This window comes from Kocuria sp. MNB10 (assembly GCF_054073685.1).
Map to the genome: position 1 here is coordinate 1,083,057 of NZ_CM133411.1, position 26,403 is coordinate 1,109,459.

Consider the following 26,403-nt stretch of genomic DNA (forward strand, 5'->3'; position numbering starts at 1 on the left):
GAGGGTCGAGGTCTTCCGATGATGGGAGTTCTCACACAACCCGTCCGGAAGACCTCGACGTGCCTGACGCTACCTTCACGCGCCCTGACCTGACTACCTTCACCCGCCTCGACGGCCTCGGTCTGGAGGTCACCGGCCAGCTGCTCGAGCCTGACCGGTCCGTGCTGGCGTGCCGGGTCGTGGAGCCGGACGACTGGTGCAGGCGGTGCGGCTGCCAGGGCGTGCCCCGTGACACGGTGAGCAGGGAGTTGGCGCACGAGCCGTTCGGGTGGCGCCCTACCACGCTGGTGCTCACCGTGCGCCGCTACCGCTGCAAGGAGTGCTCGCACGTGTGGCGTCAGGACACCACCGCTGCGGCGCCGCCGCGGGCCAAGATCTCCCGCGCCGGCCTGCGGTGGGGTCTGGTCGGGATCGTCGTCGGCCACCTGTCGATGCCCCGAGTTGCCGAAGGACTGGGCGTGGCGTGGAACACCGCCAACGACGCGGTCCTGGCTGAGGGCCGGCGTCTGCTCATCGAGGACCCGACCCGCCTGGACGGTGTCAAGGTCGTCGGGGTCGATGAGCACGTGTGGCGGCACACCCGGCGCGGTGACAAGTACGTCACCGTCGATCATCGACCTCACCCCGGTCCGGGACGGCACCGGGCCCTCACGCCTGCTGGACGTGGTCGAAGGTCGGCCGAAGAAGGCGTTCAAGGACTGGCTGGCCGAGCGGGAGCAGGCTTGGCGCGATGGGATCGAGGTCGTGGCCATGGATGGGTTCGCGGGCTTCAAGACCGCCACCACCGAGGAGCTGCCGGACGCCGTCACGGTTATGGATCCCTTCCACGTCATCCGGTTGGCCGGGGACGCTCTCGATGAGTGCCGCCGCCGAGTCCAGCAGGAACTGCACGGACACCGCGGACGCAAGGGCGACCCGCTCTACACCGCGCGGCGGACCCTGCACACCGGGGCTGACCTGCTCACCGACCGCCAGCACGAGCGCCTTGACAAGCTCTTCGCTGGGGACCGGCACGTGCAAGTCGAGTGCACCTGGGGGATCTACCAGCGCATGATCTCCGCCTACCGTCACCCCGACCGGGCAGCCGGCCGCGTCGAGATGAGCTCCGTGATCGACGCCCTCGCCGACAGTGTGCCTGAGGCGTTGGTAGAACTGCGCAAGCTCGGCCGCACCCTGACCAGACGCGCCTGCGACGTCCTGGCCTACTTCGACCGGCCACGCACGAGCAACGGACCTACCGAAGCCGTGAACGGTCGCCTCGAGCACCTGCGTGGCCTGGCCCTCGGCTTCCGCAACCTCACCAACTACATCGCCAGATCGCTCCTGGAGACCGGCGGGTTCAGGCCGCGACTACACCCTGGATCCTGAAGAGCCGGCAAACGTTCGGTGGCCGCGGTGCGCCAGCAACAGGAGCAACAGGCTCAGGTGGTGGCGGCACGCCGCGCGGAGTGGGAGCAGATCCGCGAGGTCGTGGAGCTGGACACCCCAGCACCTCGGAAGCAACCCCCGGCGCCCCAGCAGCAACAGCGGGTAGCCCCGCTTCACCCGTTGGAACAGGCGCAGCACCTTCGTCGCCCCGGTCCTGGCCGGGAGGACCACGGGCGAGGCCTGTAGCTGGGCTTAGGCCGAGAAGATGCGGGGAAGAACCCGCGGAGCGGCTCGGGCGGTACCACAGGGGCTGCGGGTTCCGGTGACGTTTCCGGCTCTGCCGTCGGGTGGGACGAACAGGTTCCGGAGTAGTAGGAGCCTGCGTGATGTGGGAGCTCTGCCCGGTGAGCATGCGCAGCGCCATGCGCTCGGTTTCGTTGGCGATTTGCAGGGCGTCGAGAGCTCGCCGGCGTTCTTCGGCTCGTGCTTCAGCAACTTCGGCGCGCCGGCGCCATTCCTGGACCTCGGTTTCCAGCTCACGGACGCGCTCGAGCAGCCGACCGGTGCTCTCCGATGCCTCAGGGGTTTGAGCGGAAGATGCCAAGGGACTGGTCTGGGGGGCGGTATGGAAACCTTCGCCGTGAATGAGGCCTACAGCGATGAGTGCGGTCATGGGCATCTGCCACTCGGCGGAGGTGATGGTGGCCCCCGCTTCCTCCAGCTCGACGCGCCGTCAACGGAGGGTGCTGTGGAACCCCTGGCACCGTGTTCACGGCCAGCTGTTTTCCTGACCGGCCATAGGAGAGAACGAAAAGGCGCCCTCAGCTTGGGGCGCGTCCTGGCGGTAGTGAGGCCCTGGCAAATTGCCAGGGCCTCACTACCGGGTGAGCAAGATCAGGAGGCAATCATGCCGTGGGGGTCGATGATGTACTTCTCCTGCGAGCTGTTGTCGAAGTCCGCGTAGGCCTGAGGAGCCTCGTCAAGGCTGATGACCTTGGTCTGCAGCATGTCCGACAGGTACGGCATGCGGTCCCACAGGATCGCCTGCATCAACTCGTAGTTGTAATGCATGATCGGCGCCTGGCCAGCGGTGATCTTCGGGGACTTGATCCAGGCGTTGCCGAATTCAATCGGGTAGATGCCGTTCTGCTCGTCCTTGGAATCCGCCAGGGGGTCAGGCCCGTAGATGCCGATGATGCCGGTGGCGCCTCCCGCGCGGGTAACGTCGATCACCTGGTTGATCGCATAGGCCGGATCCTCTTTGTCCGCGTCCTTGCCGATGCCGTGAGCTTCGGTGCCGACGTAGTCCACGGCGCAGTCGACCATCGGCTCGCCAAGGATCTTTTCAATCTGGTCCTGCAGCGGGACATCCTCGTTGAGGTCAATGGTTTCGCAACCGTTGCGCTTCATCAGGGCCAAGCGATCCTTGTCATGGTCGCCGACGATGATGCAGGACGCCCCCAGCAGGCGCGCAGCTGCGGCGCCGCAGCGGCCCACGGGGCCGGCCCCCGCGATGTACACAGTGGACCCGGGCTTGGCGCCAGCCTCCATGAGGCCGTGGAAGGCAGTCGGGAGGATGTCAGAGAGAAGCGCCAGATCGCGGATCTTCTCCATGGCCTGGTCACGGTCCGGGAACTTCAGCAGCTGGAAGTCCGCATAGGGAACAAAAAGATACTCGGCCTGTCCGCCGTCCCAGCCGCCCAGGTTGAAGCCGTAGGCAGCGGAATCGGCGTCCGGGTTGCAGGTCTGACAGACCTCGGTGCGACCGTTGCGGCAGTTGCGGCAGCGGCCGCAAGCCACGTTGAAGGGAACCGAGACCAGGTCGCCTTCCTTCAGGAACTCGACGTCAGAGCCGATTTCCACGACTTCCCCGGTCATCTCATGCCCCATGACCATGCCTTCCGGGGCGGGGAAGGACCCGCGGTAGATGTGGAGGTCACTACCGCAGATGTTGGAAGCCACGATCTTCAGGACAACACCGTGGGGTGCCTTCTTGCCGTTGGGCATCTGGAGCTTCGGAAAGTCCAGATCCTCAACCTGCATGTTCTTCACGCCGCGGAAGACGACGGAACGGTTGCCTGCCATGTTCTTCACTCCTTCTTGAGTTCTCACACCGGGGCCCGGGGAGACTCGGTCCAGCCCCAGTCCTGAGGCTTCTTTCAGTTAACCATAGGTCTCGCACAACCTAAATCGACCCCCAGGGGCCTCGTGGGGAGGGAGGCGTCCTGGACGAATCCACGTTCTGCATGGCGCAAAATGTCGATATTGACGATGCCTTGGCTTGGTGGGAGATTCCGATTATTTCGGGCGAATGACTCAATGCGCGCTTTTGACATACATGTCAAACACCCCGGTGGGTGTACTTTTCACGCATTTCTCACCCAAAATGTTCATGTTACGAACCCCGCGGATTCAGGCCCTGCGGACTCACGCACACACCACCCCCGAGTGTGCTCCACCCTCCCCGGCCCGTAGCCTGACGGGGTGACGCCAGCTTCCCCACCACCGGCCATGGACCGCCTGCGGATCACCCGAGCGCGCATCGCGGTGTCCCTGCTGTTCCTCACCAACGGCGCGATCTTCTCCAACCTGTTGCCTCGCTTGCCCGAGATCAAGGACATGTACGACCTGTCCAACGCCCTGTACGGGTTCGCGCTAATCGCCTTCCCCATCGGAGGTGTGGTGGCGGGCCCCCTGCCGGCCCCCATCCTGCGGAGGTTCGGAACGGCGCGCGTCGCCGTGGTGGGTTCGATCCTGCTCGCCACAGCGGTGTTCGTGGCCGGATCCGCTCCCCTCGTGGCCGTGTTCTGGATCGGATTGTTCGTCGCGGGCATGCTGGACGCCCTCGTGGACACAGCGCAGAACGCGCAAGGACTGCGAGTACAACGCCTCGCCGGAACCTCCATCATCAACTCCATGCACGCCCTGTGGAGCGTGGGTGCCGTGATCGGCGGCCTCATGGGCACCGCCGCCGCAGCCATGAACCTACCCCTGCCCTGGCACTTCCTGATCAGCGGTGTCATCTTCGCGGCCGTGGCGGCCTTCGCCATGCGCTGGGCCGTCCCCGACGACCACGCGGAACATGCCGCCACCCAGGCCGAGAACGCCCCCCTGGACACCGCCGGGATGCCCAAGCTCCCGCGTAGCGCGGGAGTGGCCGCGCTCGCGCTGCTGCCGATCGCCGTCGTCGCCATGTCCGGGGTGCTCGTGGAAGACGTGGGCTCCAACTGGTCCGCCGTCTACCTGCGGGACGCCCTGGGCGCACCCGTGGGCATGGTGGGGCTCGGCTACGTCAGCCTGGTGGGCGCGCAGTTCGTGGGTCGCCTTTTGGGGGACAGGCTGATCGACGCGTTGGGCGCTGTGCTGGTCACGCGCATCGGGGGCGTACTGATCTTCGTGGGCCTGGGCGCCGTGGCGCTCGCGCCGACACCGTGGGTGGCCCTGGCTGGGTTCGCCCTCGCGGGCTTCGGCTGCGCGACCATGGTCCCCAACGCCTATGCCGCCGCGGACCGCGCCCCCGGCCTGAGACCCGGCACGGGCCTCACCCTGGTGAGCTGGTGCATGCGCATCGTGTTCGTGCTCTCGCCCCCGCTGATCGGCCTCTTTGCCGATGCCGCCGGGTTGCGGACCGCGCTGTTCGTCTTCCCGCTCATGGGCCTGTTCGCGTTCCTCTTCGCGGGCGCCCTGCGGGTGCGCGCCCGGCGTTGAAACCTCCCAGTCGGCGAAAGGTCAGTACCCGTACGATCGGAGCATGACTTCCACCGCGGGACGCACCCGCCCCGACCAAGTCCTCTCCTTCCTGCGCTCGGGCTACCTCTTCGCCTCACGCGTACGACGTCGCACGGGCGTCTCCCCGGGGTCCGCCGCCCCGGTGAGCATGAACCTGCTGGGCAAGCGCTCGGTCCTGGTGCGCGGGGAAGAAGGGGTGGACCTCTTCTACGACACCTCCCGCATGAAGCGCCACGGCGCCATGCCCCTGTTCATCCGCGGCCCGCTCTTCGGGTCGGGTGCCGTCCACGCCCTGGACGGGGACGCCCACGCCGCACGTAAGAACCAGATGGCGGACATGGCCTACGAGGACGAGCGGGTGGCCCAGTACAAGCCGTTCGTGGCCGAGGAACTCGAGATGCTCATCCGTGAATGGACCTCCCCCGGCAACATCTACGACGGCACGGCCCTGGCCTTCGGCCGTGCGTCCTTCCGGTGGGCCGGGATCCCGTGGAGCCGCCAGGAGATGGACCGGCAGGCCCGCCGCATGAGCCGTCTGCTGGACACCTTTGGGCGCCCCGCCACGCACCCGATCTCATGGTTCGAGCGCTTCCGCCTGGATCGCACGTTCACGCAGCTGATCCACGGGGTGCGTTCGGGCACCGTGGCCGCCGACCCGGATTCGGTGCTCGCCCACATGGCGCGCCTCGTGGACGAGAACGGTGGCCTCGTGGACGAGAAGACCGCCGCGGTGGAGTTGCAGAACCTCACCCGCCCCAACGTGGCGGTGGCTCGCTTCGCGGCCTTCGCCGGGGCAGCACTCGTGGAGCACCCGGAATGGGCCGCCCGTATCCACGAGGCGTCCCAGGCACGGGGTGGTTCTCTGCTCGACATCCCGGAGGCCGTGGCCTTCGCCCAGGAGGTCCGCCGCGTCTACCCATTCGTCCCGATGCTCCCCGCCGAGGCCACCGCGGACACCGAGATCAAGGGCTGCCCCATCCACAAGGGTCAGCGCGTGCTGATCGACATCCTGGGCACCAACAACGATCCCGCTTCGTGGGAGCGCGCCGGCACCTTCGACCCCGAACGCTTCATGGGGGTCGACGACGCCGAGGCCATCTGCACGTTCATCCCCCAGGGCGGTGCCGAGGTCCGTACGGGCCACCGCTGCCCCGGTGAGAAGATCGCGGTGACATCCCTGTCCGCGGCCGTGGTGGCACTGGCCCGCCCGAACGTGGAACTGGGCACCGACCCGGACGACCTCACGTTCTCGTGGACCCACATGCTGACCCGCCCCGCTACGGGCATGCGGGTGCGTGCCGCCCACTGATCCACCCGAGCGAACCGAAGGGTCACCCCGCGTGCGAGCGGGGTGACCCTTCGGGTAAGCACCTCTATGTCCGGAACACCGGGGTGTCGCCCGCCGCTGTGGGCGGGATCGCCGGCCCACGGGTACCCACCGCCGTTACGGGCGGGAGGTGGAACCCCGATCCTCACCCGTCCTTGGCAGAGGGAGCCGGGGGCTGATACGGCGGGGCATCGGCCACCAGCTTCTGCAGCGTGGTCAGCTCGGCCGTGGCCGCCGCGGTGAGTTTCTTGTCCGCCGGTTTCGCCGACGCCGCCGCCACCGCGTGCTGGGTCTTGTTCAGCTGCGCGGTGAACGACGGATCCGCGGCGGCCAGCTTGGAACCCGTGAGCCGCTGGGACAGCAAGGTCAACTCGGTGTTCAGTGGCGTGACGGGTCCGAACTGCTGAGCCGGGGTCAGCACCAACTGCGTGGCCAGCAGGTGCTGCGTGCGCTGCTGCACCTGCTCCAGCGTGGTCAGCTGATTCACGGGCGCAGTGTAGGGATCCAGACCGGGCACGTTCGGCTGAGGGTTGGGATCCTTGCCCGGCTCGGTGTGCCCCGGTGGCTTGGGGTGCCCGGGCGTCGACGGATTCGGGGTGGGCAGGGTCTTCCCCGGATCACTCGGGGTGCCCGTGGGGTCACCGGACTTCGACGGGGTCGGCGTAGGACTCGGAGTCGGGGAGCCGCTCGGGTCGAGCTTCTGCGTGCCCGGATCGCTCGGCTTACCCGTGGAACCACCGGACTTGGACGGGATCGGCGTAGGACTCGGAGTCGGGGAGCCGCTCGGGTCGAGCTTCTGCGTGCCCGGATCGCTCGGCTCACCCGTGAGGCCACCGGACTTCGACGGGGTCGGCGTGGAAGTCTTGTCCCCCGGCTTCTTGGCGCCGGAGTCGTGTCCTCCCGGTGTCGCCCGGCCCGGGGTCTGCTCGGACCTGCCCGGCGTGGATGCTCCGGACGGGGTCGTGTTCGGGCGCGGCGTCGTCGTCGACCCTGACTCGTGAGCGGGCCCCTTCTTGGCAGGTGCTTTCGTGGCCGGCGCAGCCTGGGGCGCGGACTTCTTGGCGTCGTTCCCGGCCTTCTCGCCGGACGCCTGCTTCGCGGCGGCCGGTTTTCCGGAGTTCGACGACGCCGCTGCCGGCTGCGGGGTCTTCCGGCCGAGTGCCATCACGCGTTCGTGATCTGCGTCGGGAACGTCGGCCGGTGCGGGACCGGAATCGGTACCGGGTTCCGCGTGCGGATCCACGGGAGGCTGCATCGCGGCCTGGTCCTCCGTGGAATACGGCGCGCGCGACGCGGGGATGACACCCTTGCCGGTCTCCCAGTCGAAGGACTCCGGATCCGCGACCTTGCCGCGCACCCAGATCTCGAAGTGCAGGTGGGGACCGGTGACACGCAGACCCGTCTGCCCCACGGTGCCCAGTTGTTCGGAGGCGCGCAGGGTGTCCCCCACGCGCACCATGACGTCCTTGAGGTGGTTGTACGTGGTCTTGATGCCGTCCGCGTGCGTGACCTCCACCCGATTGCCACCCCACACGTCCCAGAAGACCGCTGTGACGGTGCCGTCCAGGGCGGCTACCACGGGTGTGCCCTCCGGTACGGAGATGTCCGTGCCGTTGTGGAAGTCCTTCTGCTTGGTGTCCGGGGCGATCCGCCATCCGAAGCGGCCACCGTCCAGCACGACCACCGGTTGGGCCGGGGCGATGATGGTGTTGACGGGCAGCTCACCCTCGAAGGTCGCCGGAGCGCGCGTGCTCGGTGCCACGGGGGACGTGTCACCCGCGCCGCTCCCGGAGCCGCTCGAGCCCGAACCGCTTCCGGATCCGGCAGCGCCCGCGCCTCCGGCTCCGGAGGCGCGGGGACCGGAACCCCCGGGAGCGATCTCCACCGCATTGCGGACGAACGTGCCCGGGGCGGTCACCGGAACGTCGTGGGACGCGGCGATCGCCGCCTGGTCCGGCACCACGGCGAACAGGGAGGCCTGAGCCGGCCGCGCGGCGTCGTCGTCGGGAGCGGGAACGCCCGGGCGCTGGGGGCCTTGCGCGTCGTGAGCCATGGCGGGCTGCCAGGGGGCGGTTTCGGTGCCATTGCTGAGCGCAACGCTCACGGCCACGAGCATGGAGAAGGACGTGAAGGCGGTCAGCGCCATGGACGGCTTCCTGGCCGCCGCGGCGCGTGAGCGTGAACGAGTCATGAGGCGATCGTGTCTCCCGGGATGGACTTCGGCACCGTTAGCCCGCGGCCCGATAGTCAGTACAGCCAGTGTAGGTGAACCGGGGGTGTCCATGTAGTTGCATGAAGACTAAGATCCCCGCGTGTTCAGTACTTCCCGGACCAGCCGTGCTCGACCAGCCCGCGGACGTAGGCGGCCTGCCCCACGTGCTGGGCGGCGTCGTCGATCGCGGACACGATCCGCACACCCCGCGTGACGGGCGGATCCCAGGAATCGTCGATGACCTCGTCCAGCTCGGCATCCGAGAGGGAGCGCACGTACTCGGCCGTGGTGTCCGTGACGGCTTCGAGGTAGCCCAGCAGCAACTCGGGGCCGTCCACGCGCACGCTCGCCACGGCCTGCGGATCGTCCCCGAAGCCGAAGTCCTCACACGGGCGGTCCAGCCCGAACCTCTCGCACCACCCGCCGGAACGCCACACCTGTTCCGCTCCGCGCAGCTCCGCGACCTGGGCGTCCTGCTGCCGCGCCGCATGCCACACGAGCCAGGACATGGAGTTCAGTTCGCCGCGCGGCATCTCGTTGAGGGTGTCCGCGGAGGCCCCCTCCACGGCGGCCCGCGCCGCCTCCAGGGGCCGCTGCGCGGCGTCCGCGATCAGTTCCAGTGCGCTCATGCCCGCGCCTCACTTCCTCGTGCCGACGATCCACGTCGCCCGCCCGGTCCGGTTCCTTCCGATCCGACGACGCCGCTCCTCGCCACTCTACGGGCGCCCCGGCGGATCCGGGAGGGGTGGGGCCTGATCGGCCCCACCCTGCAGAAGGTCTTCACGGGGCTGTGCTTTCGAGGACGTGGACCCACGGGGCAGGACGTCACGCCCTGGTGCGCTGTGTCAGGGCCACGCACGCGAGGACGAGCACCGCGGCCACCACGACATCCGGAGAGAACGGTTCGCCGAGCAACAGGACGGCCCAGACAAGGGTCAGGAGCGGTTGCATCAGCTGCAGTTGACTCGCCCGGGTGACGCCCATCAGCGCCATACCGCGATACCAGACCACGAATCCCAGGAACTGGGAGACCGCCGCGATGTAGAGAAGCCCCGATATACCGCGCGCGGAGAGGTGGACGGGCTCCATGGGCAGAGCGGCGATCGTCACGACCAGGTTCACGGGAGCGGCCAGGAGCACACCCCATGCGATCACCTGCCAGCCGGGGATGCGGGAGGACAATCTCCCGCCCTCCGCGTAGCCCGCGGCACACACCACGAGGGCGGCCACGAGATAGAGATCCCCGATGCCGGGTACCCCATTGCTCTGCAACAGGGCGAATCCCACGACCACCGCCCCTCCCGCGGCGGCCGCACACCAGAACGCCCACGACGGCCGGTTCCCGGTGCGCAGCGTGGAGATGACGGCGGTGGCCATGGGCAGGGCACCGATGACCACCGCGGAGTGCGAAGCGGACGTGGTCTGCAGCGCCAAAGTGGTCAGAAGGGGGAAGCCCAGGGCGCAGCCGAGGGCCACGACGGTGATCCCCGCCCAGTCGTGACGCGCGGGCACGGGCGGACGGGCCCACAGGAGGGCGGTCCCGGCCAGGGCCGCCGCGGTGACGCCCCGCAGCCCGGTGGCCGTCCAGGGCCCGAACCCGTCCAGGGCGAAGACCGTGCCGGGGAAGCTCAGAGAGAAGGCGACGACGCCCAGGGACGCGAGAAGGGGGCCATTTCCCCATACACCGTCGGCCCGTCCCGGGCCCCGAACCGATACTCTCGTGGGAACAGTAGCGCTATTCTTGGTTTTCATGAATCACAGTAGCAGTTCCGAGGACATTGCCCGGGAACTGACGCGGGACATCACGCCGCTTGCCACGGGAACGCGGCTACCGTCCCACCGGGCCCTCGTGACCCGCTTCGGCGCGAGCGCCTCCACCGTGTCCCGGGCACTCGCGCTACTCGCCCAGCGTGGCCTGGTGGTGTCCCGACCCGGGGCGGGGACGTTCCGGGCCGCACGGGAGCCGGCGTCGTCGTCGAGGGACACGACGTGGCAGGAAGCGGCCCTGGCACTGAACCCGGGGCTCGCGGACGGCAATCCGGGAGCGCGACGCCTGCACTCGCCCGGCCTGTCCAACACCCTGGCCACACCGAGCCCCGGGGTGATCGACCTCAACAGCGGCTACGCCCATCACAGCCTGCTTCCCATGACGGCGCTGCGTGCGGCGCTGACCCGTGCGGCGCGCAGTCCGCACGCGTGGGAGCGCCCTCCCGCGGGAGGCCTCGCAGACCTGCGGATGTGGTTCGCGGAGGATATCGGGGCGGGGCTGGGGCGCGAGGACGTGTTGGTCGTGGGTGGCGGACAGGCCGCCCTGTCCACCGCGATGCGGGCAGTGGCCCAACCGGGTGACCCCGTGCTCCTGGAGGCGCCCACGTATCCGGGGACCCTCGCCGCTGCTCGCGCCGCGGGTTTGCGCACGGTGTCGCTCCCCGTGGACGCGCACGGGATGCGCCCGGACTACCTCGACGACGCCCTGGGCCGCACCGGGGCCCGTCTCGTGGTGCTCCAGCCCCTGTACCAGAACCCCACCGGGGTGAGCCTCACCGAGGGACGCGCCCGTGAACTGCTCACGGTCGCCCGCAGCCACGACGCGTTCGTCCTGGAGGACGATTACGCGCGGCACATGACGCACGACGACGGCATTCCGCCGGCGAAGCCGTTGATCCTGCTCGAATCGGACGGCACGGTGATCCATATCCGCTCCCTGACCAAGGTAACTTCTCCCAATCTCAGGATCGGCGCACTCGCGGCTCGCGGGCCCGTGCTCGAAAGACTGCGCACGGTCCACATGATCGACACCTTGGTGGTGCCCGCACCCTTGCAACACACCGCGCTCGAAGTACTGACCTCGTCCGCGTGGAAGCGGTCCGTGGCCCGGTTGCAGACGGCGCTCACGCAACGCAGGCGGCTGGCGGTCCGCACGGTCGTCGAGACCCTAGGGGCAGATGTCCTCCCCGATTACCCCCGCGGGGGTTATCACCTGTGGCTGCGCCTTCCTCGGGGCACCGACGAGAGCGAGTTCCTCTCGGCAGCCCTCGCGCGCGGCACCGCGCTGGCCCCCGGCACCTACTTCCACGCCGACCAGCCTGACGTCCCGCGCGTTCGCCTGAGCTACGCAGCAGCGCCCACGACAGCGGACCTGGTCACGGGCATCCATCGACTCGAAGGACTCGTGTGAGGAGAACCGCTACAGCACCGCGGTCCGGTCAGTGGGCGCGGGGCATGCGACGGTCCGCGCGGAGCACGCGCACCAGGACCATGGCTACGACCAGCACCATGAAACCGCCCACGAGCGAGCTCCACTGCATGCCGGAGGAGAAGGCGGCCGTGGCGGCGTCGACGATCGAAGCCTGCAACGGCGACTGAGCGGCCACGTCCAGGGCGCCACCCAGCGTCTCGTGCGCGGCCTGCGCGCTCGCGGGATCCAGGGCCGCGGGCAGGTCCAAGTGGGCCTGGTAGAACGCGGTGGTCACACCACCCAGCACGGCGGTGCCGAGCACGGCGCCCACCTCGTACCCGGTTTCGGACACGGCCGACGCCGCTCCGGCCTTGCGTTCCGGCACGGACGAGACCACGAGGTCGGTGGACAGTGTGGTCGCGATACCCACACCCGCGCTCATCACGGTGAACCCGCCCAGGACCGGCAGCGCCGAGGCCTGTTGATCGGTGAAGAACACCAGGAAGAAGCCCAGGGCAACGAGCAAGAGACCCAGCACCACGGCGTTGCGCAATCCGATCGTGTAGGCCAGCTTCGCGGCGGTGAGCCCGGCGACGATCGCCAACAGCAGCCCGGGGACCATGAACAGACCGGAGGTCATGGGGTCCATGCCACTGACCAGCTGCAGATGCTGGGTGAGGAAGAACAGGAACCCGAACATCGCCACGTTGGACACCACGTTCACGGACAACCCACCCGAGAACCGGGGGCTGCGGAAGAAGCGCAGGTCCAGCATGGGGTAGTCCTTGACCACCTGGCGGCGCGCGAACAACAACCCGGACAGCGCACCCACGGCGATGAACAGCACACCATGCAGAGCGGAGCCACCCGTGGCCATGGTCTTGATGCCGTACACGATCGGGGCCATGGTCAGGATCGCGAGCACGATGGACGCGGGGTCCACCGGTCCCGGGTGGGGGTTACGGGACTCGGGCAGCAGCAACGGGGCCGCGATCAGGAACGCGATCAGCACCGGGACAGCCAGCAAGAATACCGAGCCCCACCAGAAGTGGTTGAGCAGGAAGCCCCCGGCGATGGGACCCAGGGCGGCGCCGGCGCTGAACCCGGCCGTCCAGATCGCGATGGCAAGGCTGCGCTGGCGATCGTCCTGGAACACGGTGCGCAACAGGGACAGCGTGGTGGGCAAGAGCATGGAACCGAACACGGCGATCCCCACGCGGGCGGCCAACAGCCATTCGGCGCTCGGGGCGAAGGCCGCGCCCAGGGAGACCAAGCCGAAGCCCGAGGAACCGATGATGAGCATCTTCCGCCGCCCGATCCGGTCCCCCAGGCTCCCCATGGGGATCAGCAGGGCGGCCAGGACCAGGGGGTAGATGTCCACGATCCACAGCAGCTGCGCTGCGGTGGGACGCAGCCCCGCGGAGATCGCGGGCAGGGCGAAGCTCAGGGCGGTGTTGTTCACGGAGACCAGGAGCACCGGGAACATGAGGGCGCCCAGGGCGGCCCAGCCACGGGCATCGGCCTTGCGGTGTTGATCGACCATCACGGACACGTGGAACCTCCTGGGAGAAGAGCTGCGGATTCGGGTGTGCGAGCCGTACACGGTTGTACCGAGCTCCTTCACAGGAGCCTCTCGCCAAGTCTTTACCGTCTAGACGGTACAGTTAACGTGGTTAGGCTGGCAATGATTCCCACCCCGTGAGGTTCACTACACCCATGCCCCGCAAACCCGTGGCCCGCGAGAAACTACTCACCGCGTTCGAGCACCTCGTGCTGTCGGAGGGCGAACGCGCCGCGACCCTGGACGCCGTCGCCGCCCGGGCGGGGGTGTCCAAGGGCGGATTGCTCTACCACTTCCCCCACCGGCAAGCGCTCGTGGACGCCGCCCTGGCCCGGTGCGAGGAGATGGCCCGCGAGGACCTGACCCGGCTCACGCAGTCCCCCCGGGGGGCCGCGCGGGAGTTCCTGGCCACGTCCCTCTACGACGACAGTCCCTTGGACCGCAGCCTCATGGTGGCGTTCCGCATGGTGCAGTCCGGGGAGCCCGGTGCCCGCGAGACGTGCGAGCGCGTGACCCGCGAGTGGTACCGCGTGGTCCTCGAGGACGTGGGGGACCCGATGATCGCCACGGCCGTGCAGTGCATGGGTGACGGGCTCTACCAGCGGGCGTCCATGGGTCTGCTGCCGGAGGACCCGGAGGAGAAGCAGCAGATCCTGCAGCGCCTGCTGGACACCGCGGATCGGTTGGCGCGGGACTCGTGACGAAGCCCCGGCCGAGCACCTCGCGGTACTCAGCCGGGGCTTTGTGGCGGGGCCGTTCAGGGCGCCGCCGTGCCGGAGCGATCGGGTCAGTCGACCCGCGCCAGCCCCTCCACCGGGTTGAGCTTCGTGGCCCGTCGCACCGGCAGCGCGGAGGCGATGACCGCCACCACCACCACCGCACCGGCCAGGAGGAGCAGAAAACCACTCCACGGCACCACGGGCCGGACGGTCATCCCCTCCACGACCAGGGACATCACCCCCAGCATCCCGAAGAGCTAGCCCACCACCAGGCCCACCACGGTGGCCACGAGTGAGATCACGAGGGCTTCCCGCCGGATGACCGCCCCGAGTTGCCGTGTGGACAACCCCAGCGCCCGCAGCAGAGAGCTCTCCCGGGAGCGTTCCAGCACCGACAGGGACGTGGTGGACGCAATCCCCAGGACGGAGACCACCACGGTCACCGCGAGCAGTGCCAGCATCACCGCAAGCAGGATGTCCAGGAGGTTCACGTAGCCGGCCTTCTCGAGTAAGGCTCCACCCAGCTCATCCGTGCCCACGTGCAGGATCTTCGCGACGGACTCCTCCAGCTTGGTGGCTTCCTGCACGTCGAGGCGCTGCGCGGCGTCGGAATGCCGTCGGCGGAGCGGGAGCCGCGCAGACCGTCGAGTGCCGCCGCGCCGGGCCCAGGGAGGCCACGAGGGTCAGGAGCACGCCGGTGACCAGTCCCGCGATCACGCCCCGCGGGGCCTGCGGTGTGCATCATGCGAGGGGATGAGCGGGCCACCGTGGGGCTCCCCTCAGGAGAACCACTCGGTAGGCGGGCCCGCAGTGAGCAGCACCGAGAACAGCGCCACCACGAACACCAGCAGGGCCAGGGCGGAGAGCACGGGCCACCGCAGGATGACCGCGAGCAGCCGCTCCGCGGGAGTGCGGGCGGGCTCACGCAGCCGGCTCGGGACCCCGCCGGGGGTGGCGGAGGTGGCGCGGGCGTCGTCGTCCCCCGCAACCCGTCCGTCCGACGTGGTGCCGGCCCCGGTGCGAGCGTGACCCGCGGGGGCCACGCGCCACTCGTCCGCGAGCAGACCCTTGCGCTCCACGTGCCGTTCGAACGGCACCGTGGCGAACGGGACCACGGAGAGCACGAGGCCCAGCACGCCCGTGGCGGTCGGCCAGCGCCGATCCGTCCAGACCACCACGGTGGAGACGCAGTAGCTCAGGAACACGAACCCGTGGATCCCCCCGGCCAGGCGCACGGGGAGGTCACCGGCACCGAATCCGTACTTGGCGATCATGCCCAGGATCAGCAGCGCCCACGTGACGGCCTCGGCGGTCGCGGCGATCCGGTACAGCTTCCGCGGGCTCATGCGGCGGAGTCCTGATCGGCCTTGGAGGTGGCGTCGCGGACCTCGCCCACGAGCTCCTCCAGCACGTCCTCGAGCGCCACGATGTACACGGACTCGTCCGTGGTGCGCGAGTCCCGGGCCACCTGGCCCAGCAGCGCAAAGTGCGCGCCGTTGGCCTGCATGGTGCGGGTGACCTTGCGCAGCTTGTCCTCCGGGGCCACGCGCGCGAAGCGGCGGATGATGGCCGCGGGGATCGGTTGCTCCCGAGCGGTCTCCGGCAACCCCAGCACGTCCTTCGTGTGGACGTAGCCCATGAGCCGCTCGTTCACGTCCCGCACGGGGAAGCGCGAGAAGCCCGTCTCCGCGCACAACTGCTCGACCCCGGCCACGGTGATATCGGACGGGACGGTGCGCATGCCCGCGAGGGGCAGGGCGACGTCGCCGGCCGTCTTGTTCTCGAAGTTCAGCGCACCCGTGAGCAATCGGATCTCGTCGGTGTCGAGCAGGCCCTCACGGCCGGACTCGGCCACGAAACCGCGGACGTCATCGGACGTAAAGGCCGAGGCGACCTCGTCCTTGGGCTCCACCTTGAACAGCCAGCGCACCAGGTGGTTGGCCGTCTCGTTCATGACCCAGATGGTGGGGCGGAAGACCACCACGAAGCCGTGCAGCACGGGGCCGAGCACCTGGGCCACGCGGCTGGGGATCGCGATGGCGATGTTCTTGGGCACCATCTCGCCCAGGACCATGTGCAGGAAGGTCACGATCAGCAGCGCGATCGCCAGGGCGATCGGGTGCAGCAGAGCGGACGGCACGCCCGCGGCCTCGAGGGGCACCTCAATAAGGTGAGCGATCGCGGGTTCACCCACGGCACCGATCAGCAGGGAGCACGCGGTGATCCCCAGCTGGGTGGCGGCCAGGGACACGGACACGTTCTCAATGCCCTTGAGGGCGTACTTCGCGGACTTGGATCCGTCCGAGGCGCGGGGTTCGAGCTGGTCGCGGCGGGCCGATACCATCGCGAACTCGCTGGCCACGAAGAAGGCGTTGCCCGCCAGAAGCAGGACCAGGACGATGATGGCGGTACTCGTGGTCATCGCTGCTGCTCCTCACGCGGGTCCTCCACGGACACGTCCTCGTCCCGGTGGAAACCGGCGGCGCCCACACGGTCGCCGTGCGAGACCCGGAATTCCTCCGCGGTCTCGGGGTCGCGGTTCTCACCGCCCAGCGGGTCCGGTCGCCCGGGTGGGCGCCAGGACGTGGACGACGTCGAACCGCCCCGTTCGTCCGGATTACCGCCTTCGCGGTGCACCATGATGCGGTCCACGCGGTGCTGGTCCATGCGCACCACGGCCAGGTGGATCTGCGCTTTGGTGGGCAGGTCGTCGTCGTCGCGGTGGATGTGGTCGATCGCTTCCAGGGTGAGCTTGTCGCCCACGCTGGGCAGCCGGTCCAGTTCCTCGGCGATGAGACCGCCCAGGGTGTCGGACTCCTCGCCCTCGGGCATATCCACGCGCAGCACGTCGCCCAGTTCGTCCGGGCGCAGCAGTCCGGAGACCACCAGGCCACCGTCGCGGGTGCGGCGGAAGCGCTGCACCCGGGTGTCCTGCTCGTCGTCGATCTCCCCCACGATCTCCTCGATGAGATCCTCCAGGGTCACGATGCCCGCGGTGCCGCCGTACTCGTCCACGACCACGGCCAGTTGCAGACCCTTGTTGCGCAGTTGACGCATGAGCGGGTCCAGGGTCATGGATTCGGAGACCACGTCCGCGGGGACGCACACGTCCGCGACGCGCACCACCGCGCGTTCCTCGAACGGAACCGCGAGCGCGTGGGTGTAGTGCACCACGCCCACGATGTCGTCCACCGATTCCCCTGTGACGGGGAACCGGGAGTGACCGGACTCGGACGCGGTGAGCAGCATGTGCTCCACGGTGTCGTCCGCGTCCAGGAAGGTGACCCGGGGGCGGGGACGCATCACGTCCGCGGCAGTGCGGTCACCGAACTCGATGGACCGGGCCACGAGTTCCGCGGTGCCCGCGTCCAACGTGCCCTCACGCCCGGAGCGGCTCACCACGGACGCGAGTTCCTCCGCGGTGCGCGCGTTGGCCACTTCCTCCGTGGGCGTGAAACCGAGCATGCGCAGCACCGCGTTCGCGGAGCTGTTGAGCATGGTGACGAGCCAGCCGAAGACCACCATGAAGATCTTCTGCGGCAGCACGACCACGTGGGTGACCCGCAGGGGGTCCGCGATGGCCCAGTTCTTGGGGACGAGTTCACCGAACACCATCTGCGTGAAGGTCGCGACGATGAACGCGGCGGTGGTCGCGATACCCACCGCAGCGGCGTCGGGCACGCCGGTCCACCCGAGGCCCTCGGTGAACAGGGTGCCCAGACTGGGACCGGTGAGGAAGCCCGCCATGAGGCTCGTGACGGTGATGCCCAATTGGGCACCGGAAAGGTTGGTGGAGGTCTTCTTGAGGCTCTGCTCGATGGTCTTGGCGCGCTTGTCGCCTTCGGCCTCCGCGCGCTGGACCGCTTGGCGGTCCACGGTGAGGAACGAGAACTCGACCGCCACGAACAGGGCGTTGGCGAGGACCAGCAGGAGAAAGACGAGGAGGAGCAGCCAGGCAGTCAGCACCAGCTCACCTCAATGCACACCGCATCGGCGCGGGAAGGGAACGGGGAACCGAACGAGCGGATGTCAGGGGAGCAGCGGCGCTGCCCGGGACTGTCCGACTCCTTGTCATCGGCCGAGGGAAGCGCACCGAAGTACGCTGCGGGCCGGTTGTGTTGAGATGTCACGGGAAAAGGATACCGAATCCGCTCCCGGGGAGGAGAGGGACACCGCCCGACCGGTGGAACTCTGCCCCCGCGGTGTTCCGCGATCACACCTGAGCGGCGGGCTCAGCCTCAGCGGGTGCGCCCCAGGATGTGCTCGGCGCAGCTGCGCAGGTCCTCGTTGCGGAACCGGTACCCGCTGGCCAGCAGCTTGCCGACGTCCACCCGGTGGCTCGCCGCCACGAGTTCCTCGGTGGCCTGCGCCCCCAGAACGGCCTTGGGACCGGCCAGGGGTGTGGGGACCACCGCGGGGCGGTGCAACACACCGGCCACGGTCTTGGCGAACTCCTTCTGCCGCACGGGTTCGGGGGCGGCCACGTTGAACGGGCCCTCGGCGTCGTCGCTCAGCGCAAGGTGGGCCACGGCACCGGCCATGTCGTCCAGGCCGATCCAGCTCTGCCACTGCTTCCCGCCGCCCATGGGCCCGGACAGACCGGCCTCCATGAGGGGCAGTTGCGGTTTCAGCAGGCCACCCGTGGGTGAGAGCACCAGACCGGTGCGGACGTTGACCACACGCATGCCGTACACGGCGGCCCCGTGCGCGGCACGTTCCCACTCCCGGCACACCTCCGCGAGGAAACCGTCCCCGGACGCGGAGTCCTCCGTGAGGATCTCGTCCCCCCGCCCGGTGCCGTAGTAACCGATCGCGGAGGCGACCACCAGCGCGCGCGGGCGCTTCTCGGCCGACACCTGGCCCAGCGCGCGCACGAGCAGGTTGGTGCTGTCCACGCGCGAGCGCATGATCTCGTGCTTCTTCGCGGGCGTGAAACGCGTAGCGATACTTTCGCCGCCCAGGTGGACGACGACGTCGACCCCCTCCAGATCGTGCGGGTTCAGCACCCCTTCGTCCGGGTCCCAGCCGATGACACCCTCACCGGTGGCGCCGCCGCGCTTGAGGCGGAGCACCGTGTGCCCGCCCGTTTCGAGTAGCGCGCACACCTGGGTGCCCACGAGCCCGGAGGAACCGGCCACCGCGATGGTGAGCCGGGGCCCGTCGTGCTGGTCGTGGAAGTCCAGGTCGGCACGCAGTTGACGTTCCCGGTAGGCGAAGATCCGCTCGAGCTGCGGCGTCATCACGCGCTCACCCAGGTCGTTGAGCTTGCCCGCCCACTCCGGCAGTGGGCGCACCGTGACCTGGTCCCGGACCAGGGTCCCGCCGTTCTCCGTCTCCTCGAAGACGTGCCGGTGCTCCCACTCCCCCAACGGCCCGCTGACCATGCGATCCGTGAAGTACCGCGGCGGATCCCACTCACCGTGTTCGGCTGTCCAGGGCAGGTGCACCATGCCGAACGTCCCGGGCACGGAGATCCCCAGCTTGGCTTCCGAGCCCGGTTCGATCCCGTCCGACGGCGCTTGGCGCACCTGGTCGGGGCCCCCACCGAACGGCGGGGTCAGGCGGGGCAGGGCTCCGGGGCGCTCGTGCCACGCGAAGACCCGCTCCCGGGGTTGGGACAACCGTGTCTCATGGATGTACTGGTGTGTCATGGCAGTGCTGTCCGTTCGTCGAGGGGCCCGGGATGCGGGAGATCAGCCGTTCTGGGGAACCTGGTCCACGAGCTCGTCGTCCTCCGGCTCGTCCGCGGGGGTGACGCGGCGGACCTGCTCGGAGGTCACCGTCCGTTCCCGCTGATAGGGCTCGAGCGTGACGGGGCGGCCGGTCTCGAGCGATTTGAGGACGGCCTCGTTCACGCGCACGTCCAGCATGCCCTCCTCGCCGTCCGGTTCCGGGGCCTCGCCCCGGCGCAGGCAGTCCACGAAGTACTGGGTCTGGCCACCGAACTGTTCCACGGGGTCGTGGGCGAAGCTCTCGGAGGAGCCCTCCTGGGTGAGCGTGTACTCGATGCCCACGCCCGGACCGAAACCGAAGCACGGCTGCGCGCTGATCTCGCCCTTGGTCCCGGCCACGGTGAACTGCTCGGCGGACTCGGAGGCGTAGCTGATGGTGAACTGCGCCACCCGTTCACCCGGGAAGGTGAGGGTCACGGCCACGGTGTCGTCGAAGTTGAACTCGCGGCCCGGGGTGCGGACTCCCTTGGCGTAGACCTCCACGGGTTCGTCGTGGAAGAGGTTGCGGACCATGTTCTGCGGGTAGGTGCCCATGTCGGGGATGGGCCCACCCCAGAAGCCCGAGTGACCGCGGTGGTTCTCCTCCGTGATGTCCTGGGAGAAGGTCGCGGTGAAGAATCGCGGGTCACCGATGACCTGCTGGTCACGGACCTTCTCGATCATCTCCACGGTCGCGGGTTCCTGGTGCAGGCGGTAGGCGACCATGAGGGTGGCCCCGCTCTGCTTCGCGGCATCGGTGATGGCCTGGCAGTCCTCCACGGAGGTGGCCATGGGCTTCTCGAGCAGGGTGTGGATCCCGGCCTTCAGCGCGGGTTCCGCGAACTCGCGGTGGCGGAAGACGGGAGTGGCCACGTACACGGCGTCGATGTCACCGGACTCCAGCAGCGCGGGGTACTCCTCGTAGGAGTAGGTGGCCACACCGAATTCCTGACCCAGCACCTCCGCCTTCTCCGGGCTCGAGGTCACCAGGGCCGCGAGCTCCGCGTCCTCGATCCGGGAGAGCCCGGGGATGAATGCCTGCTGGGAGATCTGTCCCACGCCCACGACGGCGAAGCGGACGGGGTGGTTGTTCTGAGTGGCATCAGCCATGATTCTGACCTCCGGACTGCTCGAGTATGACGGTCCACGCCCACAAGTCAGGGGCTTATGACGTGCTACTGCCCACTGTAGGCACGGGCCGCGAGCCCTGTCAGCGCTCGTTCACCCACCGCGCACAGCTTCCCGGGTCTCAGAGTTCGCGCGCGTTGCGCAGCACCGGGATGGCCTTGCGCGTCCGCTCCACGAGCTCCGGGTCCAGGTCCACGACCGTGTAGTCCGGGGCGTCTCCCAGCCGCGCCACCACGGAACCGTCCGGCGCGGCCACCAGGCTGTGGCCCACACCGCGCGGCGCCTTGTCCGGGTTCTCCTCCCCCACCGACTCGGGGTTCGCCTGTCCCACGGCCACCACGTACGACGTCGTGTCCAGGGCTCGCGCGCGTGCCAGCAGTTCCCACTGCGCGACCTTGCCCGGCCCATCCCCCCAGGACGCGCCGAGAACGGTGACTACGGCGCCGTCGTGCGCCAATCGCGTGAACAGACGCGGGAAGCGGATGTCGTAGCACGTGGCGACGCCCACCGTGAGGCCGCCCGCGGAGAAGGTGACCGGTTCGTCGCCGGGGTCCACGGTGTCCGACTCCAGGAAGCCGAAGGCGTCGTACAAGTGGATCTTGGCGTAGCCGCGCACGGTGCCGTCCGGGAGGGCGATCACCGCGGTGTTGCGCACGCGATCACCGTCGCCGGGGGTGAACATGCCGGCGACGATCGCGACCGAGTGCTCACGCGCGAGCTCGGAGACCGCCGTGGCCCATGGCCCATCGAGAGGTTCGGCGACGTCCTTGAGGCTGCGACCGAACGCAAACATCGTGGCCTCGGGCAGCACGAGGAGATCCGCGCGGTCCTCCCCCGCGCGGCGCGCGAGCTCGCGGACGCGCTCGAGGTTGTGTTGCGAGTCGTGGGTGCTAAGCAACTGGCCGAGTGCGATACGCATATCAGTCACGGTAGCCGGGCGGCGCAGGGATCCGGAAGTGCTGCCGGGGCGCAGGGGCCGTCTCCGTGCGGACGTCGACGGCGCGTCTCACGCGGAACCACCCGGCCGCCCGCGGGTGCGGGGCGGCCCCGGGACCTATGCGTTCTTGGCGATCTTGACCGCGCTCATGATCATGGGGATCTGCAGCGGGAGGCGGCCGAGGGAGATCGCCTGCTTCGCGGCGGACGCGTGGCGCCAGTCCCACGCCATCTTGAAGTTGCCGGGCCACACACCCACGAACAGGGCGGCCGCGGCCACCCCGCCGGCCTTGCGTGTGGCGGGGATGAGCAGCAGCGCGGCGGTCCCGAGTTCCGCGAATCCTGAGCCGATGGACCACTGCCGGGCGGTGCCGGGCAGCTGTTCGGGGATCAGGTGGTCGAACGGTTCCGGTTTCACGAGGTGCAGGGTCCCCATCCCCGTGAGTGCCAATCCGGTGAACAGCGCGGCGCGGTGGGCCCTGCGGCGGGCGGTCATCAGTTTTTTGGTCATGCTCCACGGTACCCGGGAGTGGACTCCCCGCAGCGGCGGTAGGACGGGCCCCACTCCTCACCGCAGTCGATGAGGTACTGCGAACCGTTCACGGTGAGCAGCGTGGAGATGCCCACCCGGTCGGAGCCGTCCCACCACGGCGGCCCACCGGAGGTCCCCAGCAGGGTCACGCGCGTGGCGTAACGGGAGGCGTCCTCCCGACTCAGTGGCCGCGGTGCGACGTTCATGCCCGGGCCCCCTGCTGAGAAGCGTCCCGCGTTCCCTGCTCGGAAGCGCCCCTGGAGTCCTGCTCGGAAGCGTCGCGAGCACTCACGGAGCTCCGGCCGCCCTGAAGCGCACCCTCCCCGCTGCCCAACACCGCGCGCAGCGTCTCGGTCAGCGTGGCCGCGGGATCCTCGGCCATCCCGTGCGAACGGTAGGCCACGTGGTTGTGGGGGCGCACGAGCACCATGCCGTCGTCCGCGACCTCGCGCAGTCCGGCCCAGTCACCGTAAAGGTCCTCGTACTCCTGCTCCGGCCCGATCACGTGGGCCGTGAGCGGGATGCCGAGCTCCTCGGCCACCCGTTTGGCGGCGTCCGCCCACTTGGCGCCGTTGATCCCGGTGAGCACCGTGAACCGGCCGTGCCCGCAGATGTCGTGCGTGGACACGGTGGGTTCCCGCGGGTCGGCGAGCCCGAGCCACGCGTGGGGCAGCCGCGAGCCGGGGCGCGTCGTCGGACGGTAGTACAGCTCGGCGTCCCGCTCGTCCACGGGCAGCTCGGTGCCGTCCGCGACCACGGCGGAGGACGATCCGGCGGCGCCGTGACGGCACGGCGCTCGCGGTGGAGGGGAAAGGGGTGGGCTCAGACGTCCTCGGGGGCGAGCACCACGTCGAAGCGGGTGCTGGCCCAGCTCTCGTCCAGGCGGCGACCGTCCGGGGTGGGTTCGTTCGCGTCATGGGTCTCGAACGTCTTGATCAGGGAGTCCTTGACGCCGAACACCGAGTCGCCGGCCTCGAGCTGCGGATCCCCCTCCACGAAGATGTGGGTCACGAGCGTGCGCTGCCCCGGGGCCGAGACCATGAAGTGCAGGTGGGCGGCGCGGTACGGCGAGCGCCCGGTGCTCTGCAGCATCTTGCCCACGGGCCCGTCGTGCGGGATGGGGTACGGGGTGGGTGTGAGGCCCCAGAAGCGGAACGTCCCATCGTTGTCGGATTCGAGCCATGCGCGGCCGTAGACCCGGCCGTCGGTGTGCTGGACGTCGTACAGACCCTCGTCGTCCGCCTCCCACACCTCGATGCGCGCACCCGCCACGGGGTTGCCGTCCGTGTCCTTGACGGTTCCCTCGACCCAGCACGGCTGGCCCGGGGCACCCCCGGCGATGTCTTCGCCCTGGTCGATACGCGGGGCGTCCTGGGCGAAGAACGGGCCGAACACGGTGGCTTCCGTGGCGTCCTCGTAGGCCCGGTTGTTCACGGCGATGGTCTGCATGGAGATGCCCAGCACGTCCGAGAGCAGCACGAATTCCTGACGGGTGTCCGTGGTGATGTTCCCCGCGTCCGTGAGGAACTTGATCGCGGCGTTCCACTCGTCCTCGGTCAGCCGGGTCTCGCGCACGACGGCGTGGGCGTGGGTCACGACGCTGCGCAGCACCTCCGCGAGGCGCTGGTCGGGGGACTCGTCGAAGGACGCCAGGACCTGTTCGGTGAGTTGCGCTTCGCGCTGGCACTGCTCCTCGCTCTCGGTGCTGTCGGACGCGTCACCGGTCGTGGCCGTGACCACCGAGGGGTTCTCTCCCTGCAGGGCCGCGCGCAACAGCACGGTGAGGTTCTCGGTCGTGGGCGTGACCGGGTTGGACTCCGGGATGGCCTTGAGCGAGCGCTCCACGGCCTCGGTAACGTCCTCCTCGGTGAAGCCCACGTCGGACAGCGCCCGGGGTGCGTCCAGGTCCTTCCGCAGTGCGGCCAATGCGTCGTTGGCGGCCCGGGCCTCCCCACCGGCCACGGTGCCCTCGTACCCGAGCGCGGCGGCGAGGCGGCCGGCGAGTTCCGGGACGGCCGGGGCGTTGAACGCCAGGACGTACGGCAGCACGGTCGCGTGGGTCTCGGCGTGGGGCAGGTTGAACGTCCCCCCGAGCACGTGCGCAATCTTGTGGTGGATCCCCGAGCCCGCGGACGCGAACGACAGCGCGGAGAGGTAGCAGCCGTAGAGCGCCTGCTCACGGGCGTGCATGTCCTCGGGGTCCTTGACGATCCCCCGCAGGGCGATCGCGAGTGCCCGCGCACCCTCGAGCGCATGCGTTTGGTTGATGGGATCGGCCTTGGGCGCCCACAGCGAGTCCACGCAGTGCGCGAGTCCGTTGAGCCCGGACGCGACCGACAGGCCCACGGGCAGGGAACGCGAGAGTTCGGCGTCGTAGATCACAGCCTCGGGCAGCACCTTGGGGTCCAGGCCGGTGGACTTGGTGCGGTCCTCCGTCATACCCCACATGCTCGTGGCCTCGGAGCCCGCGTAGGTCGTGGGCACGGCCAGGAGGGGCAGCCCGGACGTCAGTGCGATGGCCTTGCCCAGCCCCGTGGTGGAGCCGCCGCCCACGGTGACGAGCGCGTCCACGTCCGCCTCGCGTGCGGCGTCCCGCGCGCGCTCGGCGAGTTCCACGGGGACGTGCTGGACGACGTCGTTCCACGTCAGGGCGGGCTGCGCACGCTCGGCGACCTGCCGGACCAGCTCGGCTTCGTGCTCCCCCGCGATGATCATGGGGCGCGTGGCGCCGAGGCGGTCGAGTTCGGCCACGAGGTGTTCGGCGGCCTTGCCCGAGCCGAACAGGACACGTTGCCCCAGGGTCGTGTGCTCGAAGACCATCGGCCGGGGCGCTGAGTCGGAACGCTGGATGGACATGGGAAACCTGCCTTGACTGGATGATCCTGATGTCCTTCCAGTGTGGTGCACACCATATCCATAGATCCAAGACAATTTTTTCTAGGCAGACGTAAGGACACATTATGGATACGCGCCAGCTCACGTACTTCCTCGCGGTCGTGGACCACCAGGGCTTCACTGCCGCGTCCGCGGCCCTGCGGATCACGCAACCGGCTCTGAGCAACACCGTGAAGCAACTCGAGAAGGAATGCGGCGTGCCGCTGCTGCACCGCGGCGCACGCGGCACCCGGCCCACCGAGGCCGGCAAACAACTCGCCACGGACGCCCGGCGCATCCTGCACGACCTCGCGTCCACCACAGCGCGCATGCGGTCGATCGCCCAGGGTCGGCGGGGTCAGGTCACGCTGTCCGTGGCACCCGCGTTCGAGTGGTGGCACCTGCCGCACGCGCTGAACATCCTGGAGAGCGCGGCCCCGGACATCGACATCGACCTGCGGGACCCCTCCCCGGACATCACACTGCGCACGTTGCACGAGGGCGTGATCGATCTGGGGGTCGTCCTGACCTCGGACGTCTCCGCCCTGCGGCGGATCCACGGCGCGGACCTCTCCCTGGAACCCCTGCTGACCATGCCGCTCGTGGTGCTGTTGCCGCGCAGCATGGACACCCTGCCGCCTTATGTCTCCTTGGCGGACCTGGCGTCCGAGACGTGGCTCGTGCCCGCCCGCTACCCGGGACTGTCCGGGCTGCCGGAGTTACTGGCCAACGTGTGGCGCGAACGCCCCACGACCCGCCCGGCGGCCGTCACGGAGGTGTCCACGCTGCAAACATGTGTCCCGCTCGTGGCGGCCGGGCGCGGGGTGGCGCTCGTGCCCGAGCAGGTGCGGGAGATCATGGGCGCCAAATGCGTGATCCGGAAGGTGCGGGAGAGCGTGGCGCAACAAACCGCCGTCGTCGGCTGGCGCACGCAGCAACCGCTGTCCCCCGCCGCCCTGCGCGTCAAAGACGTCCTGTTGGACCCCGCCACGTGGGCGCGACCCGGGGACGCCGTGGGTCCGGATCCCGCGCTCGAGCAGGAACAGAGCTGGTGACCACCTCCTGCCATAACCGGCGCTTATCGGTCATCCCGCGTTCCTCGTGAAGGGACGCACGTACCGGGCCTAG

At 69.2% G+C, this 26,403-nt stretch carries 23 protein-coding genes and 1 pseudogene; 6 read left to right on the forward strand and 18 right to left on the reverse strand.

Features of this window, described 5'->3' with window-relative positions:
- Window positions 1-59 precede the first annotated feature (59 nt).
- Window positions 60-1,368, forward strand: a pseudogene (locus tag ACW9PK_RS04815) (ISL3 family transposase).
- A gap of 894 nt (window positions 1,369-2,262) precedes the next feature.
- Here the strand turns inward: ACW9PK_RS04815 and ACW9PK_RS04820 are convergent.
- The gene (locus ACW9PK_RS04820; protein ID WP_131333726.1) at window positions 2,263-3,453 is read right to left on the reverse strand and encodes an alcohol dehydrogenase catalytic domain-containing protein; all 1,191 of its coding nucleotides are present in this window, start codon (window positions 3,451-3,453) and stop codon (window positions 2,263-2,265) included.
- A gap of 399 nt (window positions 3,454-3,852) precedes the next feature.
- On the opposite strand from ACW9PK_RS04820, the gene ACW9PK_RS04825 reads away from it, so the two are divergent.
- Window positions 3,853-5,076, forward strand: coding sequence for an MFS transporter (locus ACW9PK_RS04825; RefSeq protein ID WP_457016805.1), 1,224 nt, complete (start codon window positions 3,853-3,855; stop codon window positions 5,074-5,076).
- A gap of 43 nt (window positions 5,077-5,119) precedes the next feature.
- Complete coding sequence (locus tag ACW9PK_RS04830) at window positions 5,120-6,406, forward strand: cytochrome P450 (RefSeq protein ID WP_457016807.1); 1,287 nt, start codon at window positions 5,120-5,122, stop codon at window positions 6,404-6,406.
- A gap of 163 nt (window positions 6,407-6,569) precedes the next feature.
- On the opposite strand, the gene ACW9PK_RS04835 is transcribed toward ACW9PK_RS04830, so the two are convergent.
- The 3 genes from ACW9PK_RS04835 to ACW9PK_RS04845 form a co-directional block, all read right to left on the reverse strand.
- Window positions 6,570-8,615, reverse strand: a complete 2,046-nt coding sequence (locus ACW9PK_RS04835) for a peptidoglycan DD-metalloendopeptidase family protein (RefSeq protein ID WP_457016809.1) — start codon at window positions 8,613-8,615, stop codon at window positions 6,570-6,572.
- Window positions 8,616-8,740: 125 nt separating this feature from the next.
- Window positions 8,741-9,265 carry a mycothiol transferase gene (locus ACW9PK_RS04840; RefSeq protein ID WP_144997800.1) on the reverse strand — a complete coding sequence of 175 codons (525 nt, stop codon included), beginning with the start codon at window positions 9,263-9,265 and terminating at the stop codon, window positions 8,741-8,743.
- A gap of 196 nt (window positions 9,266-9,461) precedes the next feature.
- The gene (locus tag ACW9PK_RS04845) at window positions 9,462-10,388 is read right to left on the reverse strand and encodes a DMT family transporter (protein ID WP_457016812.1); all 927 of its coding nucleotides are present in this window, start codon (window positions 10,386-10,388) and stop codon (window positions 9,462-9,464) included.
- Between ACW9PK_RS04845 and ACW9PK_RS04850 the strand changes: the two genes are divergently transcribed.
- The gene (locus ACW9PK_RS04850; protein WP_457016814.1) at window positions 10,387-11,814 is read left to right on the forward strand and encodes an aminotransferase-like domain-containing protein; all 1,428 of its coding nucleotides are present in this window, start codon (window positions 10,387-10,389) and stop codon (window positions 11,812-11,814) included. The genes ACW9PK_RS04845 and ACW9PK_RS04850 overlap by 2 nt on opposite strands.
- Before the next feature lie 28 nt (window positions 11,815-11,842).
- Here the strand turns inward: ACW9PK_RS04850 and ACW9PK_RS04855 are convergent, their stop codons facing one another.
- Window positions 11,843-13,357, reverse strand: a complete 1,515-nt coding sequence (locus ACW9PK_RS04855; protein WP_457017160.1) for an MFS transporter — start codon at window positions 13,355-13,357, stop codon at window positions 11,843-11,845.
- A gap of 173 nt (window positions 13,358-13,530) precedes the next feature.
- On the opposite strand from ACW9PK_RS04855, the gene ACW9PK_RS04860 reads away from it, so the two are divergent.
- Window positions 13,531-14,076 carry a TetR/AcrR family transcriptional regulator gene (locus ACW9PK_RS04860; RefSeq protein WP_457016816.1) on the forward strand — a complete coding sequence of 182 codons (546 nt, stop codon included), beginning with the start codon at window positions 13,531-13,533 and terminating at the stop codon, window positions 14,074-14,076.
- Between the two features lie 86 nt (window positions 14,077-14,162).
- Here ACW9PK_RS04860 and ACW9PK_RS04865 read toward each other — a convergent pair whose 3' ends face one another.
- From ACW9PK_RS04865 to ACW9PK_RS04925, 13 genes are all read right to left on the reverse strand, one after another.
- On the reverse strand, window positions 14,163-14,330 hold the full coding sequence (locus ACW9PK_RS04865; protein WP_457016818.1) for a hypothetical protein: 168 nt from the start codon (window positions 14,328-14,330) through the stop codon (window positions 14,163-14,165).
- 21 nt (window positions 14,331-14,351) lie between these two features.
- Entirely contained in the window at window positions 14,352-14,681 is a 330-nt protein-coding gene (locus ACW9PK_RS04870) for an FtsX-like permease family protein (protein ID WP_457016820.1), read from the reverse strand.
- 192 nt (window positions 14,682-14,873) lie between these two features.
- Complete coding sequence (locus ACW9PK_RS04875) at window positions 14,874-15,440, reverse strand: DUF3817 domain-containing protein (protein ID WP_457016822.1); 567 nt, start codon at window positions 15,438-15,440, stop codon at window positions 14,874-14,876.
- Window positions 15,437-16,516, reverse strand: a complete 1,080-nt coding sequence (locus tag ACW9PK_RS04880; RefSeq protein WP_098054609.1) for a hemolysin family protein — start codon at window positions 16,514-16,516, stop codon at window positions 15,437-15,439. Before ACW9PK_RS04880 ends, ACW9PK_RS04875 begins: the two co-directional genes overlap by 4 nt.
- A complete protein-coding gene (locus ACW9PK_RS04885; RefSeq protein WP_167318983.1) occupies window positions 16,513-18,060 on the reverse strand; it encodes a hemolysin family protein in 1,548 nt (515 codons plus the stop codon). Before ACW9PK_RS04885 ends, ACW9PK_RS04880 begins: the two co-directional genes overlap by 4 nt.
- A complete protein-coding gene (locus ACW9PK_RS04890) occupies window positions 18,054-18,224 on the reverse strand; it encodes a hypothetical protein (RefSeq protein ID WP_156523453.1) in 171 nt (56 codons plus the stop codon). The genes ACW9PK_RS04885 and ACW9PK_RS04890 overlap by 7 nt, the downstream gene beginning before the upstream one ends.
- 108 nt (window positions 18,225-18,332) lie before the next feature.
- Window positions 18,333-19,745 (reverse strand): TIGR01777 family oxidoreductase, encoded by a 1,413-nt coding sequence (locus ACW9PK_RS04895; RefSeq protein WP_064847114.1) that lies wholly within the window; start codon window positions 19,743-19,745, stop codon window positions 18,333-18,335.
- A 42-nt stretch (window positions 19,746-19,787) separates the two neighbouring features.
- Window positions 19,788-20,915, reverse strand: a complete 1,128-nt coding sequence (locus tag ACW9PK_RS04900; RefSeq protein WP_098054613.1) for a Gfo/Idh/MocA family protein — start codon at window positions 20,913-20,915, stop codon at window positions 19,788-19,790.
- Between the two features lie 139 nt (window positions 20,916-21,054).
- Window positions 21,055-21,852: a carbon-nitrogen hydrolase family protein gene (locus tag ACW9PK_RS04905; RefSeq protein ID WP_131333738.1), complete on the reverse strand. Its 798-nt coding sequence runs from the start codon at window positions 21,850-21,852 to the stop codon at window positions 21,055-21,057.
- 135 nt (window positions 21,853-21,987) lie between these two features.
- Window positions 21,988-22,380: a DoxX family protein gene (locus tag ACW9PK_RS04910; protein ID WP_085106837.1), complete on the reverse strand. Its 393-nt coding sequence runs from the start codon at window positions 22,378-22,380 to the stop codon at window positions 21,988-21,990.
- Window positions 22,377-22,607, reverse strand: a complete 231-nt coding sequence (locus tag ACW9PK_RS04915; protein WP_035965611.1) for a hypothetical protein — start codon at window positions 22,605-22,607, stop codon at window positions 22,377-22,379. The genes ACW9PK_RS04910 and ACW9PK_RS04915 overlap by 4 nt, the downstream gene beginning before the upstream one ends.
- On the reverse strand, window positions 22,604-23,158 hold the full coding sequence (locus ACW9PK_RS04920; protein ID WP_098054617.1) for an aromatic-ring hydroxylase C-terminal domain-containing protein: 555 nt from the start codon (window positions 23,156-23,158) through the stop codon (window positions 22,604-22,606). Before ACW9PK_RS04920 ends, ACW9PK_RS04915 begins: the two co-directional genes overlap by 4 nt.
- A 65-nt stretch (window positions 23,159-23,223) precedes the next feature.
- Entirely contained in the window at window positions 23,224-25,257 is a 2,034-nt protein-coding gene (locus ACW9PK_RS04925) for a maleylacetate reductase and hydroxyquinol 1,2-dioxygenase domain-containing protein (RefSeq protein WP_457016828.1), read from the reverse strand.
- Between the two features lie 104 nt (window positions 25,258-25,361).
- Between ACW9PK_RS04925 and ACW9PK_RS04930 the strand changes: the two genes are divergently transcribed.
- Window positions 25,362-26,330 carry a LysR family transcriptional regulator gene (locus ACW9PK_RS04930; RefSeq protein ID WP_064847118.1) on the forward strand — a complete coding sequence of 323 codons (969 nt, stop codon included), beginning with the start codon at window positions 25,362-25,364 and terminating at the stop codon, window positions 26,328-26,330.
- Window positions 26,331-26,403 lie beyond the last annotated feature (73 nt).